The organism is Bacillus sp. 196mf (assembly GCF_003217275.1).
In the GTDB taxonomy this organism is placed as follows: Bacteria; Bacillota; Bacilli; order Bacillales; family Bacillaceae_G; genus Bacillus_A; species Bacillus_A thuringiensis_S.
In genome coordinates this window covers 139,226-152,051 of the sequence record NZ_QJTG01000006.1, presented here as the reverse complement: position 1 = coordinate 152,051, position 12,826 = coordinate 139,226, and the positions used below count along the sequence as shown (strand labels likewise).

Genomic DNA, 12,826 nt, shown 5'->3' with positions numbered 1-12,826 from the left:
AATACGAAGTTAGTAACTGTTACGGGAGAAGGTGGAAGAATGAAACAGTGGCTAGCGGCAATGGAAACATCCGTGCTTGTTATGGGAGCACTTCGATTATTTTCAGGTAGTGCGGAGATATTTGCTGCTTTGCTTATGCTTTATGTGAATGATGCGAAGAAAGCGTTGTTTATAAATGGTATGTTAGCGTTTGTTGGACCTACCGTATTAATTTTAACAATGACAATTGGGATAGCGAGTGTAGCAAGTGAAATTTCTTTCTTGAAGCTCTTTTTTCTAGCGCTTGGAATTTGCTGTATTTTTATCGCATTACTGAAATAGTAAGTCGAGTATAGTGGGGAGAAGCCGATGAAAGAGGTATTAGAAGTTTTACCAAAAACGATGAAGTATTTAATTGAAGAATGTAAGCAATACGATGCTTTAGAGGAAATTCGTGTTCGAATTGGAAGACCGCTAGAGTGTATTGCACACGGAAAGGTGTTTTTTTATGACTATATCACTACTGCAGAGGATGCTATTTACTTACTGAATAAGTTAAGTCAATTCTCAATTTATACGATGGAAGAGGAATTAAAACGTGGGTATGTGACACTTCGCGGGGGGCATAGAATCGGATTAGCGGGAAAAGTCATTACAGAAAAAAGCGCAGTGAAAATGATTCGTGATGTCTCTTCCTTTAATATTCGTATTGCTCGTCAAAAAATAGGGATTGCTGAACCGCTTTTGCCATATTTGTATGAAAAAAGATGGTTAAACACGATGGTAATTGGCCCTCCGCAAACGGGAAAAACGACACTTTTAAGAGATGTAGCTCGTTGCATGAGTCAAGGAGTAAGTGCCTCGGAAATTCCTTCTTGTAAAGTGGGGATCGTTGATGAACGGTCAGAAATTGCTGGCTGTGTGAAAGGGATCCCGCAATATGATTTTGGTACCCGAGTCGATGTGTTAGACGCGTGTCCAAAGGCAGAAGGAATGATGATGATGATTCGTTCTATGAGTCCTGATATTTTGATCGTAGATGAAATTGGCCGTAAAGAAGATAGTGAAGCAATTATGGAGGCAGTGCATGCAGGTGTTCAGCTTTTTATAAGTGCACACGGATTTTCCTATGAGGATGTTGTGAGACGTCCATCGCTAAAGGCAGTGCTAGAGCTTGGTATATTTGATAGGTTTGTGGAGTTGTCAAAAGCGAGGGGTCCAGGAACGGTTATGCAGGTGAAAGATAAATATGGAAAACCAGTGCTATCAAGTAGAAAGGCTGAGGGCGTATGGTGAAAATATTCGGTGCAGTGTTAATCGTTGCGGTCAGCACCTTTTTCGGGTTTTCATACGCTAAAAGATATAGTGAGAGGCCGAGGCAACTTAGATTATTAAAATCAGCACTTCAATCATTAGAAGCAGAAATTATGTATGGACACACACCTTTATCTGAGGCTGCCGAGCGATTAGTTAAACAAATGCCAAAGCCATTAAATTGGATATTTCAAAGTTTCGCCAGAAGATTACAAAGCGGGGAACAAACAGTAAGAGAAGCGTGGATAGATAGTTTGAAAGAGAACTGGAAGTTAACCGCATTTCAACAAACTGAGTATGAAATACTGCAGCAATTTGGTGAAACGCTCGGGCAACATGATCGTGAATCACAACAAAAACATATTCGCTTATGTATTACACATTTGGAGAGAGAAGAAGGAGAAGCGAAAGCGCTACAACTGCAATACGAAAAAATGATTAAGAGCTTAGGGGTACTAGCAGGGCTACTTATTGTAATTTTACTGCTATAGGGGGGGGAGAAAGGCGATGTCCATTGATGTTGGATTAATATTTCAAATCGCCGGAATCGGCATTGTTTTAGCTTTCATTCATACTGTACTAAAAGAATTAAAGCGGGAGGATATTGCAAATTGGGTTATCCTTGTCGGTTTTGTCGTCATTTTATTTCATGTTGCATTTTTAATTAACACGCTATTTGACAAGATTAAAAGTGTCTTTCTCTTTCAGTAAAGGAGGCGGTTCGAATCGAAATTATACAAATTGTCGGATTAGGCCTCGTTGCTACGTTTTTAGCTGCTGTTTTGAATCAGCATAAATCTAGTATTACATCTTTATTTATTGTGTTCGTAGGTAGCGTGATGTTTCTTATTTTAATCGATCAAATTCATTCTATTTTACAAATGATTGAGAGAGTAGCAAGTGAAGCGAAAGTTAGTAACGTCTACGTGGAAACGTTACTAAAGATTATTGGAATTGCTTATATTGCTGAGTTTGGAGCCCAAATTACAAAAGATGCTGGTCAAGGTGCCATCGCTTCGAAAATTGAACTTGCTGGGAAAATCTTAATTCTCGTTATGGCGATTCCTATTTTGACGGTTGTAATTGAAACTATTCTCGGATTTTTACCGACGGGATAAGGGGGAGTGAATGTTGAGGAGGTTTGGAGCTAAGCTGCTATTTGCTTGCTTCCTTTTCTTTTCTTTACCGGTTGTTGTACAAGCTTCTCCTGTAGAAACAAACGTCGTTGATCAACAATTGGATAAGCTCGGAATTGAAGATGTGAAGCAATTTTGGGACGGGCTTGTTACAAAATATGGTGGCTATTTGCCAGAGAGTCAAAAAGGGAGCTTTATGGAGTTTGTAAAGGGAGAAAAAGAATTCTCTCTAAAAGAGTGGATGATAGGGTTATTAAAATATTTATTTCATGAGCTTGCTGCTAATGGAAAACTGCTTGGCACACTTATTATGCTCACAATCTTTAGTGCATTGTTGCAATCACTGCAATCCGCTTTTTCAAAAAGTAGCGTAAGTAAAATTGCTGATGCTGTTGTGTATATGGTACTTATTATTTTTGCTTTAAATAGTTTTTATGTCGTTATGACATATGCAAGAGAAACGATACAAACAATGGTAGATTTCATATTAGCGTTATTGCCAATTTTGCTGGCGCTTATAGCAACTGGGGGCGGGGTTGTATCTGTATCATTTTTTCATCCGGTTATCATTTTCTTAATGAATACGAGTGGGCTTCTTATGAATTATATCGTTCTACCACTTTTATTACTGGCAACGATATTAAGTATTGTAAGTACAATGAGTGATCAATATAAAGTGACGAAATTATCCAAGCTTCTGCAAAACGTTAGCGTAGGGATTATCGGTGTCTTTTTAACAATTTTTTTAGGAGTATTATCTGTACAAGGGACAGCAACAGCTGTTGCTGATGGAATAGCTGTGAAAACTGCTAAATTTGTAACAGGAAACTTCATTCCAGTAGTTGGAAGGATGTTTACAGAAGCGGCAGATACTGTTATTAGCGCATCAGGATTATTGAAAAACACAGTCGGAATTATTGGGCTCGTCATTTTATGCTTAATTGTTGCTTTTCCAGCGATTCAAATTTTCTGTATTGCATTTATTTATAAATTCGCAGCAGCAGTATTGCAACCGGTTGGCGGCGGAGCAATTATTCAATGTTTAGACATTATTGGACGAAGCATCATTTACGTATTTGCTTGCTTAGCTATCGTATCATTTATGTTCTTTTTAAGTATTACAATTATTATTGCTGCGGGGAATATTACACTTATGATGCGGTAGGAGGTGAAGAGTATGCAATTTGTTACAGAGTGGATCAGAAATATTATCGTTTTTTTGCTCTTAGCAACAATGCTTCATCTTATTCTTCCAAATTCGAATTTGCAAAAATACGTTAAATTCGTTGTAAGTCTTTTGTTAGTCGTATTAATTTTAACGCCCCTTTTTAAACTATTGCAGACAGATGTAAATGAAGTAATTGCAAATTTTAATGAAGAAAAGTACGTAGCAGAAGGATCTGTAAAAAATTCAATAGATTCGAAGAAAAAAGAAATACAAGCTCTAACACGTGCATATAGTTTAGAAGAGATGGCTACCAAAATGAAAAAAGAAGTAGGAAAAGAGTTTGAGAAAAAGTATGGTATGACTGTCTCTGAAATACAAATAGTCGCAGCAGAAAATACAGAAGAAGTAAAGTCAGCGAAAGATATTCAATCTGTTGTTGTGACGTTGAAAGAAAAAGAACGTAGTAAAAATGATGCAATCGAAACAGTAAAGCCAATTGAAATTAACACGAAAGAGCCTCCAAAAAAAGTGGAAGAAACGAATGTAGAAATGAAAGATTTCTTTTCAAGCAGGTGGCAACTAGAGGGTAAACAAATCCAAGTTCAAATGGAAGGGAGGACAGGTAGAGTAAATGGACAATAAAGATAAAAATTCGAAGTTCTCATTTTTTCGAAACTTATTGAATGGGGATCAAAAAGAAAGCAACGAGAAGGGTAAAAAGGTAACACCTAAGTTTTTACTTGTCCTACTCATACTTGGAATTTTGCTTATGTTTTCTAGTAGTCTCTTTTCAAGTAAAAAAGAAGAAGTACCTGTATTTAAAGAACAAAAAACTCAAAATCAAGAAAAAGACGTACCAACTTTCGGACAAAAAAGTAATGATAGTATGTCAAATGTAGAAAAATATGAAAAAGCGTATGAACAAGAATTAAAAACTGCTTTAGAAGAAATAGCAGGAGTAAAAGACGTAACGATTAAAGTGAATTTAGATTCATCTGAAGAAAAAATTTTAGAAAAAAATACAGTGAAACGCTCACAAACAACAGGTGAAACAGATAAAACAGGCGGTAAGAGAGAAGTAGAGGACGAGTCTCTTGATGAAAAGACTGTCATTATACGTGAAGGGGATAAGGAAACTCCTGTTGTTTTACGAACAGAGAAGCCGAAAGTACGTGGTGTTCTTGTCGTAGCAAAGGGAGTGGATAATATACAAGTTAAAGCAATGGTAAAAGAAGCTGTGATAAGGCTGCTAGATGTACCGGCCCATCGCGTTTCAGTTTCACCGAAAAATTGATAGGGAGGAAATAAAGTGTTAAAAAAACAAACAGTTTGGTTATTAACGATGTTAAGTTTAGTTGTTGTACTATCTGTGTATTACGTGACAACTCCTGACAAAATGAATACAGCATCGCCGGCAACAGGTGAAAAGATTGGACAAGAAAAACAAGGTACTGATAAAGCAGTAACAAACGAAGCGCCTAAAGAAACTCCGAAAAAAGAAAATACAAGCAAGGAAACAACAAATAAAGAAACAGACAAAAAAGAAAATGCAAAAAAAGAGACAAGTAAAAAAGAGGGTAATGTATCAGTTCAATCAAGTGATGAGAATTTCACAGCTTTACGTATGCAAATGGAAGATCAGCGTAGTGAACAAAAAGCAAAATTACAAGAAGTGATGAGTTCAACAAAAGCTTCAGCAACAGAAAAGAATAAAGCAAAAGAAAATTTTGATGCCATTACGACAATGGAAACGAAGCAAGAATTACTTGAGACAGTAATTAAATCTCAAGGAGGATATCCAGATGCTCTTGTAAGAGCTGATGGTACTGACATTAGAGTAACGGTTAAAGCGGCAAAACATTCACAGAAAGAAGCAAATAAAATTATTCAACTTGTAAGAAGTGAAGGCGGATCAAAAGATGTAGGTGTGAAATTTGATCCACCAGCGAAATAGGTGAAACTTTAATCCGCAGGGATTTTCCTGCGGATTATTATCTTTTACTAAGCAAAGGGTATGCAAATAGTAAAATAGAGTATGTAAGTAAATGTGTGAATAGAAAAAAGCTATCATTTTCGATAGCTTTTTTCTATTTCGTCTTTGTAGTTATTTTTACTATGTTCAACTCGGAATGGAGAAACACGTTGCGAGTAAAAGATTAATGGTTCATGGTACTGATGATTACTTTTTCCGGATTTGACGTGGATGCAAAGAACACATGCCCAAACGATTACAGCAGGTAAAAAGAGAATGAGCCATATCATATTTCCACACCTCGACACAATATATTTTCTACACTTTGAACATACTATTCTTATATGAAGGAATGATGAACGGCGTGTAAACAAAAAAATAATATTTGGTAAAAATATGTTATTGACTATAGGTGTAGTGAAGAGTGGAGAGGGAATGGCATGTTTGCTGTGTAACGTTTTGCTAAAGTAGTGAATGTTTTTTAAGAAGTGGTCTTGCCAATTTCATGTGAAACTTGGTATTATTACTAGGTATTAAATTTTTATTGGAATAATATTTTTACAGGAGTTTCGATTTATTATAAAGAAATATAAATTGGAATGTTTAAAAAATTTATCGTAAGATGGAAATAGTAAATATTTCTATTAGTTAATGAAATATATTTTCTAATAGAATACATCGTATTTTTACAGTCAATCTAGTTTTCGTGACGAGAATCTGTAAAAACGGGACAAACAAGAGTATGGGAGTGGATTTTACATGTTTAAAATTCAAGAAGTTCGTGAATTAATTAAATTAATTGATAGCTCTAATATTGATGAATTTGAATACAAAAAAGACGGTACAACAATCAAAATGAAAAAGCGTGGTAATGAAGTTGTTGCTGTGCAAGCACCTGCAGCAAAACAAGCTATGCAACCAGTAGCGCCTGTTGAAGTTGAAACGACAGTAGCAGCAGCGCAAGCAGAAGCGCCAAAACAAGAAGAAAATAAAACTGTTCAAGATGAAAACCTACATAAAATCACATCACCGATGGTAGGTACATTCTATTCTTCTTCTTCACCTGATACACCTCCATATGTAAGTGTTGGGGATAGAGTATCGAAAGATTCTATCGTATGTATTGTCGAGGCTATGAAGTTATTTAACGAAATTGATGCTGATGTAGAGGGCGAAATTGTTGAAATTCTTGTTAATAACGGACAGCTTGTTGAGTATGGACAACCGCTATTTCTTGTAAAAGCGTAATAAGGGAGTCTTTGTGATGATAAAAAAAGTATTAATAGCCAATCGTGGGGAAATTGCTGTACGAATTATTCGTGCTTGTAAAGAAATGGATATTGAAACAGTTGCAATTTATTCAGAAGCAGATAAAGAGTCACTTCACGTACAGATTGCAGACGAGGCGTATTGTGTAGGACCAACGATTTCGAAAGAAAGCTATTTAAATTTGACGAACATTATTAGCGTTGCGAAGTTAACAGGCTGCGATGCTATTCATCCGGGATACGGATTTTTAGCAGAGAATGCAGATTTCGCAGAGTTATGCCGTGAATGTAACTTGATTTTTATCGGTCCAAGTCCAGAAGCTATTTCAAAGATGGGCACAAAAGACGTTGCTCGTGATACAATGAAAGAAGCAGGGGTTCCGATTGTACCAGGTTCACAAGGGATTATTAAAAATACCGAAGAAGCGATCGAGCTTGCTAATCAAATTGGATATCCAGTTATTATTAAAGCGACTGCAGGTGGTGGCGGAAAAGGTATTCGTGTTGCACGCCATGAAGAAGAGCTTATAAAAGGAATTCAAATTACACAGCAAGAAGCTAGTACCGCTTTTGGGAACCCTGGTGTATACTTAGAAAAGTACGTTGAAGATTTCCGCCATGTTGAGATTCAAATAATGGCAGATACACACGGAAATGCCATTCATTTAGGAGAGCGTGATTGTACAATTCAGCGCCGTTTGCAAAAACTATTAGAAGAAAGTCCATCACCTGCACTTGATGAAGATATTCGCAAGCAGATGGGTGAAGCGGCAGTTAAAGCGGCGGTAGCGGTTGATTATACAGGTGCTGGTACGGTTGAGTTTATTTATGAATATAAAACGAAAACCTTTTATTTCATGGAGATGAATACGAGAATTCAGGTTGAGCATCCGGTTACTGAAATGGTAACGGGAATGGACTTAATTAAAGAACAAATTCTTGTTGCTTCAGGAGAAAAGTTATCGTTACAGCAAGAAGAAGTACAATTTAATGGTTGGGCAATTGAATGTCGAATTAATGCGGAAAACCCTGCCAAAAAATTTATGCCATCTCCAGGTAAAGTAGAAATGTACTTACCACCAGGAGGATTTGGTATTCGCGTCGATTCAGCTGTATATCCGGGATATTCAATCCCACCTTTCTATGATTCGATGGTTGCTAAATTAATTGTTCACGGAAAAACACGTGAAGAGGCAATTGCAAAAATGAAGCGCGCACTTAGTGAATTTGTCATTGAAGGCGTACATACAACAATCCCGTTCCATTTGCAATTGCTAGATCATCCTGATTTTGTAAAAGGTGAGTTTAATACGAAATTTTTGGAAGAGCATGAACTTGTGACGCAGTGATACATTAAAGGAGGTTTTTTTTCATGGCTGAACATATGTTAGATATGGGTCAAGATACAACTCTTGGTAAAGTAGAAATTGCACCAGAAGTAATTGAAGTAATTGCAGGTATTGCAGCTGCTGAAGTAGAAGGTGTAGCGGCAATGCGCGGTAATTTTGCTACAGATGTTGTTGAGAAGTTAGGTAAGAAAAATCATGGTAAAGGTGTAAAGGTTGAATTAGCAAACGAAGATATTATCGTTGACCTTTATGTTGTAATGTATTTTGGTGTAGCAATTCCAGTTGTTGCACAAAAGATTCAAGACAATATTCGCCAAGCACTCTTTACGATGACAGGACTTGAGCCAAAAGAAGTGAATGTTCACATCGTTGGCGTAACATTCGAAACACAAAAAACAGAAATCGAACCAGTGTAAGAATGAAAAGGTGCCTAGTAACATAGGCATCTTTTTTATCGTTTCATTTCTTCACAAATTACAACCCTCTAATTATTATACTATTTCAAAAAATAAGAAATAAACAAGAAAATGTGTTGTTTTTCCAAAAAACGTACATTGTGATAAGATATGGAACTTGAAGTTAATCTTTTTATTATTTTTCAGCCTTGTAACCCGTGTGTGAAACGATAAATTGTGTTATTATCATTGTATTATAAGGTTGGAAAATCAATGAAAACTGTAAGAGTAAGTGAATTGACGGCTTATAAATTATAATAATATAACAAAGTATAAGGAAAGACTTGAAGCATAAAGGAGAGTTACAATGAAACGTAGGACGGCTAGAGAAAGAGCAATGCAAGCATTATACCAAATGGATATTACAGGTGAATTAGAACCGATAGTAGCAGTGGAAAACACGCTAGATGAAGGCGAAGAAACAAATGAGTTTCTAGAGTCACTTGTAGTAGGTTTTGTAGAAAATAAAGAAGCAATCGATGAAGCGATTCGTCAAAACTTAAAAAAGTGGAAGCTTGAGCGTATTAGCATTGTTGATCGCAGTATTTTACGTGTAGCTGTGTATGAAATGAAATACATGGAAGAAATTCCACACAACGTAACAATTAACGAAGCAATTGAAATTGCTAAAACATTTGGGGATGAGGAATCTCGTCGTTTTATTAACGGCGTTTTATCTAATATAAAAGATACACTGTAAATTCTTTAAGGGGGAATCTTAAAATGGTAGCAGTAATCATCAAAGGAAATGAAGTTGCGGAGAAAAAACGAGCACAATTAACAGAAGAAGTTGTGAAGTTGAAAGAGCAAGGTATTGTACCAGGGTTAGCAGTTATTTTAGTTGGAGAAGATCCAGCATCTCGTTCTTATGTGAAAGGAAAAGAAAAAGGCTGTGAACAAGTAGGGATTTACTCAGAGCTAATTGAACTTCCTGAAACAATTACTGAGGAACGTTTGCTTGCTGAAATCGATCGCTTAAATGGCGATGACCGTATTAATGGCATATTGGTGCAATTACCTTTACCAAAACATATTGAAGAAAAAGCTATCATTGAAAGAATTTCACCAGAAAAGGATGTAGACGGATTTCACCCAATCAGCGTGGGACGTATGATGACGGGACAAGATACATTCCTTCCATGTACACCGCATGGTATTGTAGAATTAGTAAAAGAAACAAATCTTGATATTTCTGGAAAACATGTAGTAGTAATTGGAAGAAGTAATATTGTCGGTAAACCAGTGGGGCAATTGTTTTTAAATGAAAATGCAACTGTCACATATTGTCATTCTAAGACGCAAAATATGAAAGAGTTATCGAAGTTAGCTGATATTTTAATCGTAGCTGTTGGACGACCTAAAATGATAACAGCGGATTATATTAAAGAAGGAGCGGTTGTAATTGACGTTGGTGTTAACCGTTTAGAAACAGGAAAACTTTGTGGTGATGTTGACTTTGACAACGTGTTAGATGTTGCGGGTTACATTACACCTGTGCCAAAGGGTGTTGGTCCAATGACAATCACAATGCTTCTTCATAATACTGTTGAATCTGCTAAACGTGCAGGTGTCGTTTGTAAATAATTTGAGTCGGCTATGAGGAGAGAGAAATGGAGAAGCAATATTTAACCGTTACAGCGTTAACACGCTATATAAAAACAAAAATAGAATATGATCCGCATTTGCAGTCTGTTTGGTTAAAAGGTGAAATTTCCAACTTTAAAAATCATAGCCGTGGCCACATGTATTTTACATTGAAAGATGAAAATGCAAGAATCGCAGCGGTTATGTTTGCGGGTCATAATCGTAATATTAAATTCAAACCTGAAAATGGGATGAAGGTACTCGTGAAAGGGAAAATCTCTGTTTACGAGGCGAGTGGTTCTTATCAAATTTATATTCAAGACATGCAGCCTGACGGAGTCGGAAATTTACATTTAGCGTACGAACAGTTAAAAGTTCGCTTAGAAGAAGAAGGACTTTTTTCTCAAGTTTATAAAAAAGCAATTCCTCCTTACGCTAAAACAATAGGTGTGATTACGTCGCCAACAGGAGCAGCGATTCGTGATATTATAACAACGATTAAACGTCGTTATCCAATTGGGAATGTTATTGTATTTCCGGTACTTGTACAAGGGGAGTCAGCGGCTCCCTCGATTGTACAAGCGATTCGTACAGCGAATGAAATGGGAGAGATAGATGTACTAATCGTTGGTCGTGGTGGAGGTTCTATTGAGGAATTATGGGCTTTCAATGAGGAAATGGTTGCAAGAGCAATCTTTAAGAGTGAAATTCCTATTATTTCGGCAGTAGGCCATGAAACGGACTTTACAATCGCAGATTTTGTTGCAGATTTACGCGCACCAACACCGACTGCAGCAGCTGAGCTAGCAGCACCTAATATTATAGAGTTACAAGAAAAGGTATTACAAAGAACTCTGAGATTGCAAAGAGCAATGAAAGAGTTAGTACATAAAAAAGAAGAAAAACTACAAGTGTTGCAAAAATCGTATGCGTTCCGTTATCCAAGACAAGTATATGAGCAAAAGGAAGAGCAATTAGATAGAGCGCTAGAACAGCTTGTTTTAGCGAAAGAGCGCTATATTGATAAAAAGGTGAATCAGTTAAAGCAACTTTCATTTTATTTAGAGAAGCACCACCCATCTCAAAAAATTATTCAAACGAAGGTAGCTGTTGAAACGTTGCAAAAGCAATTACAACGTGAAATGCAAACGTTACTTCAAACGAAAGAATTTGCCTTTGTAAGAGCTGCTCAAAAACTTGAAGCGTTAAGTCCGCTTAAAGTAATGATGAGAGGGTATGGGCTTGTATATGATGAAGAGAAGCAAGTGTTAAAAAGTGTGAAAGATGTAAGCCTTGGAGATGCTGTTTCAGTTCAATTACAAGATGGAATACTAGATTGTAGCGTATCAGGCATAGAGGAGCGTGAATTGAATAATGGAAAATAAATTAAGCTTTGAAGAGGCAATTTCGCAACTTGAGCATCTTGTTTCTAAGCTAGAACAAGGTGACGTACCTTTAGAAGAAGCGATTTCTTATTTTAAAGAGGGTATGGAATTATCTAAGCTTTGTGATGAGAAGTTGAAGAATGTACAAGAACAAATGGCAGTTATTCTTGGGGAAGATGGAGAGCTTGAACCGTTTACTGCTTTAGGAGATGAAGCATAGTGACGATTGCTTTTGATACTTTTTTGAAGGAAAGTAAAACTTTCGTAGAAGAGAAACTTGTAAGCTATGCAAATGAATTACAATGTCCAAATGTACTTCGTGAAGCGATGGCATATTCTTTAGAAGCGGGTGGAAAACGTCTCCGCCCGTTACTTTTGTTTGCAACATTACAAGCGTTTGGGAAAGAAAGAAATCTTGGAGTAGGTGCAGCTTGTGCTCTTGAAATGATTCATACATATTCGTTAGTTCATGACGATTTACCTTGTATGGATGATGATGATTTAAGAAGAGGAAAGCCCACAAATCACAAAGTATTTGGTGAAGCGATGGCAGTTTTAGCAGGAGATGGCTTATTGACGTATGCTTTTCAAGTTATTATGGCATATGAGCAAAAAGAAATTTCTGCAGAAAAAAAAGTAAGACTTGTACTTGAACTTGCAAAAGCAGCAGGACCAGAAGGAATGGTTGGCGGACAAGTGGCAGATATGGAAGCTGAAGGGAAACGCCTTACGATTGATGAATTGGAGTACATCCATAAACATAAGACCGGAAAACTGCTTGAATTTGCTGTACTTGCGGGTGCGATACTTTCTGATGCGACAGAAGAGCAAGAAGAAAAGTTGCTTACGTTTGCTAAATATATCGGTCTAGCTTTCCAAATTCGAGACGATATTTTAGATGTCGAAGGCACCGAAGAAGAGATTGGAAAACCGATTGGTAGCGATCTTTCTAATGAAAAGAGCACATATACGACGTTGTTTACTGTAGATAGAGCAAAGGATATTTTAGAAGAAACAATTGCAGAAGCAAAAGGTGCAATTAGCTCCTTGCAATTACAAGATGAATATTTACTATCTATTTGCGATTTGATTGCAAAACGTAATAACTAATATAACAGCGTTTTCATTTGTTGAGTCATTCATCATTTTATGATATAAATGTAGGAAAAGGTTTTTCTTTTCTTGTTATTGGCAAAAATATATGTAGATTACATTG

The 12,826-nt window shown here is 36.6% G+C and carries 18 protein-coding genes; 17 read left to right on the top strand and 1 reads right to left on the bottom strand.

What is annotated here, in order from left to right:
* Window positions 1–39: 39 nt before the first annotated feature.
* Genes ATL10_RS11895 through ATL10_RS11855 form a run of 9 tightly spaced genes read left to right on the top strand, consistent with a single transcriptional unit; the run spans window position 40 to window position 5,551 of the window.
* Window positions 40–321 (top strand): YqhV family protein, encoded by a 282-nt coding sequence (locus tag ATL10_RS11895; protein WP_000816050.1) that lies wholly within the window; start codon window positions 40–42, stop codon window positions 319–321.
* Between the two features lie 27 nt (window positions 322–348).
* Entirely contained in the window at window positions 349–1,275 is a 927-nt protein-coding gene (gene spoIIIAA, locus ATL10_RS11890; RefSeq protein WP_000665907.1) for a stage III sporulation protein AA, read from the top strand.
* A complete protein-coding gene (gene spoIIIAB / locus ATL10_RS11885) occupies window positions 1,269–1,784 on the top strand; it encodes a stage III sporulation protein SpoIIIAB (RefSeq protein WP_000238703.1) in 516 nt (171 codons plus the stop codon). Before spoIIIAA ends, spoIIIAB begins: the two co-directional genes overlap by 7 nt.
* A gap of 16 nt (window positions 1,785–1,800) precedes the next feature.
* Window positions 1,801–2,004, top strand: coding sequence for a stage III sporulation protein AC (gene spoIIIAC, locus ATL10_RS11880; RefSeq protein WP_000020914.1), 204 nt, complete (start codon window positions 1,801–1,803; stop codon window positions 2,002–2,004).
* A gap of 23 nt (window positions 2,005–2,027) precedes the next feature.
* Window positions 2,028–2,411, top strand: a complete 384-nt coding sequence (gene spoIIIAD, locus ATL10_RS11875) for a stage III sporulation protein AD (protein WP_077393170.1) — start codon at window positions 2,028–2,030, stop codon at window positions 2,409–2,411.
* A 10-nt stretch (window positions 2,412–2,421) separates the two neighbouring features.
* The gene (spoIIIAE, locus tag ATL10_RS11870) at window positions 2,422–3,594 is read left to right on the top strand and encodes a stage III sporulation protein AE (protein ID WP_000946113.1); all 1,173 of its coding nucleotides are present in this window, start codon (window positions 2,422–2,424) and stop codon (window positions 3,592–3,594) included.
* 12 nt (window positions 3,595–3,606) lie between these two features.
* Window positions 3,607–4,239, top strand: coding sequence for a stage III sporulation protein AF (gene spoIIIAF / locus ATL10_RS11865; RefSeq protein WP_001161037.1), 633 nt, complete (start codon window positions 3,607–3,609; stop codon window positions 4,237–4,239).
* Window positions 4,229–4,891, top strand: a complete 663-nt coding sequence (gene spoIIIAG / locus ATL10_RS11860; protein ID WP_000368890.1) for a stage III sporulation protein AG — start codon at window positions 4,229–4,231, stop codon at window positions 4,889–4,891. Before spoIIIAF ends, spoIIIAG begins: the two co-directional genes overlap by 11 nt.
* A 15-nt stretch (window positions 4,892–4,906) precedes the next feature.
* Complete coding sequence (locus ATL10_RS11855; protein ID WP_000914710.1) at window positions 4,907–5,551, top strand: SpoIIIAH-like family protein; 645 nt, start codon at window positions 4,907–4,909, stop codon at window positions 5,549–5,551.
* Window positions 5,552–5,664: 113 nt separating this feature from the next.
* On the opposite strand, the gene ATL10_RS11850 is transcribed toward ATL10_RS11855, so the two are convergent.
* Window positions 5,665–5,859: a hypothetical protein gene (locus ATL10_RS11850; RefSeq protein WP_002000935.1), complete on the bottom strand. Its 195-nt coding sequence runs from the start codon at window positions 5,857–5,859 to the stop codon at window positions 5,665–5,667.
* A gap of 469 nt (window positions 5,860–6,328) precedes the next feature.
* On the opposite strand from ATL10_RS11850, the gene accB reads away from it, so the two are divergent.
* The 8 genes from accB (at window position 6,329) to ispA (ending at window position 12,720) form a co-directional block, all read left to right on the top strand.
* A complete protein-coding gene (gene accB / locus ATL10_RS11845; protein ID WP_000472864.1) occupies window positions 6,329–6,817 on the top strand; it encodes an acetyl-CoA carboxylase biotin carboxyl carrier protein in 489 nt (162 codons plus the stop codon).
* A 16-nt stretch (window positions 6,818–6,833) separates the two neighbouring features.
* Entirely contained in the window at window positions 6,834–8,186 is a 1,353-nt protein-coding gene (accC, locus tag ATL10_RS11840) for an acetyl-CoA carboxylase biotin carboxylase subunit (protein WP_000592870.1), read from the top strand.
* A 23-nt stretch (window positions 8,187–8,209) separates the two neighbouring features.
* On the top strand, window positions 8,210–8,602 hold the full coding sequence (locus ATL10_RS11835) for an Asp23/Gls24 family envelope stress response protein (RefSeq protein WP_000807630.1): 393 nt from the start codon (window positions 8,210–8,212) through the stop codon (window positions 8,600–8,602).
* 346 nt (window positions 8,603–8,948) lie between these two features.
* Window positions 8,949–9,341 carry a N utilization substance protein NusB gene (gene nusB / locus ATL10_RS11830; protein WP_090977086.1) on the top strand — a complete coding sequence of 131 codons (393 nt, stop codon included), beginning with the start codon at window positions 8,949–8,951 and terminating at the stop codon, window positions 9,339–9,341.
* 23 nt (window positions 9,342–9,364) lie between these two features.
* A complete protein-coding gene (gene folD / locus ATL10_RS11825; protein WP_000226732.1) occupies window positions 9,365–10,225 on the top strand; it encodes a bifunctional methylenetetrahydrofolate dehydrogenase/methenyltetrahydrofolate cyclohydrolase FolD in 861 nt (286 codons plus the stop codon).
* Between the two features lie 26 nt (window positions 10,226–10,251).
* Window positions 10,252–11,610: an exodeoxyribonuclease VII large subunit gene (gene xseA, locus ATL10_RS11820; RefSeq protein ID WP_000415244.1), complete on the top strand. Its 1,359-nt coding sequence runs from the start codon at window positions 10,252–10,254 to the stop codon at window positions 11,608–11,610.
* Window positions 11,600–11,830, top strand: a complete 231-nt coding sequence (gene xseB / locus ATL10_RS11815; protein WP_000428423.1) for an exodeoxyribonuclease VII small subunit — start codon at window positions 11,600–11,602, stop codon at window positions 11,828–11,830. The genes xseA and xseB overlap by 11 nt, the downstream gene beginning before the upstream one ends.
* Entirely contained in the window at window positions 11,830–12,720 is an 891-nt protein-coding gene (gene ispA, locus ATL10_RS11810; RefSeq protein WP_000150374.1) for a (2E,6E)-farnesyl diphosphate synthase, read from the top strand. The genes xseB and ispA overlap by 1 nt, the downstream gene beginning before the upstream one ends.
* The last annotated feature ends 106 nt before the right edge of the window (window positions 12,721–12,826 follow it).

Excerpts from the sequence above, each read along its gene's own strand:
- ATL10_RS11895 (WP_000816050.1), top strand. The coding sequence starts at position 40 with ATGAAACAGTGGCTAGCGGCAATGGAAACATCCGTGCTTGTTATGGGA.
- spoIIIAA (WP_000665907.1), top strand. The coding sequence starts at position 349 with ATGAAAGAGGTATTAGAAGTTTTACCAAAAACGATGAAGTATTTAATT.
- nusB (WP_090977086.1), top strand. The coding sequence starts at position 8,949 with ATGAAACGTAGGACGGCTAGAGAAAGAGCAATGCAAGCATTATACCAA.
- xseA (WP_000415244.1), top strand. The coding sequence starts at position 10,252 with ATGGAGAAGCAATATTTAACCGTTACAGCGTTAACACGCTATATAAAA.
- accC (WP_000592870.1), top strand. The coding sequence starts at position 6,834 with ATGATAAAAAAAGTATTAATAGCCAATCGTGGGGAAATTGCTGTACGA.
- spoIIIAB (WP_000238703.1), top strand. The coding sequence starts at position 1,269 with ATGGTGAAAATATTCGGTGCAGTGTTAATCGTTGCGGTCAGCACCTTT.
- ATL10_RS11850 (WP_002000935.1), bottom strand. The coding sequence starts at position 5,859 with ATGATATGGCTCATTCTCTTTTTACCTGCTGTAATCGTTTGGGCATGT.
- spoIIIAG (WP_000368890.1), top strand. The coding sequence starts at position 4,229 with ATGGACAATAAAGATAAAAATTCGAAGTTCTCATTTTTTCGAAACTTA.
- spoIIIAE (WP_000946113.1), top strand. The coding sequence starts at position 2,422 with ATGTTGAGGAGGTTTGGAGCTAAGCTGCTATTTGCTTGCTTCCTTTTC.
- accB (WP_000472864.1), top strand. The coding sequence starts at position 6,329 with ATGTTTAAAATTCAAGAAGTTCGTGAATTAATTAAATTAATTGATAGC.
- folD (WP_000226732.1), top strand. The coding sequence starts at position 9,365 with ATGGTAGCAGTAATCATCAAAGGAAATGAAGTTGCGGAGAAAAAACGA.
- ATL10_RS11835 (WP_000807630.1), top strand. The coding sequence starts at position 8,210 with ATGGCTGAACATATGTTAGATATGGGTCAAGATACAACTCTTGGTAAA.
- xseB (WP_000428423.1), top strand. The coding sequence starts at position 11,600 with ATGGAAAATAAATTAAGCTTTGAAGAGGCAATTTCGCAACTTGAGCAT.
- spoIIIAC (WP_000020914.1), top strand. The coding sequence starts at position 1,801 with ATGTCCATTGATGTTGGATTAATATTTCAAATCGCCGGAATCGGCATT.
- spoIIIAF (WP_001161037.1), top strand. The coding sequence starts at position 3,607 with ATGCAATTTGTTACAGAGTGGATCAGAAATATTATCGTTTTTTTGCTC.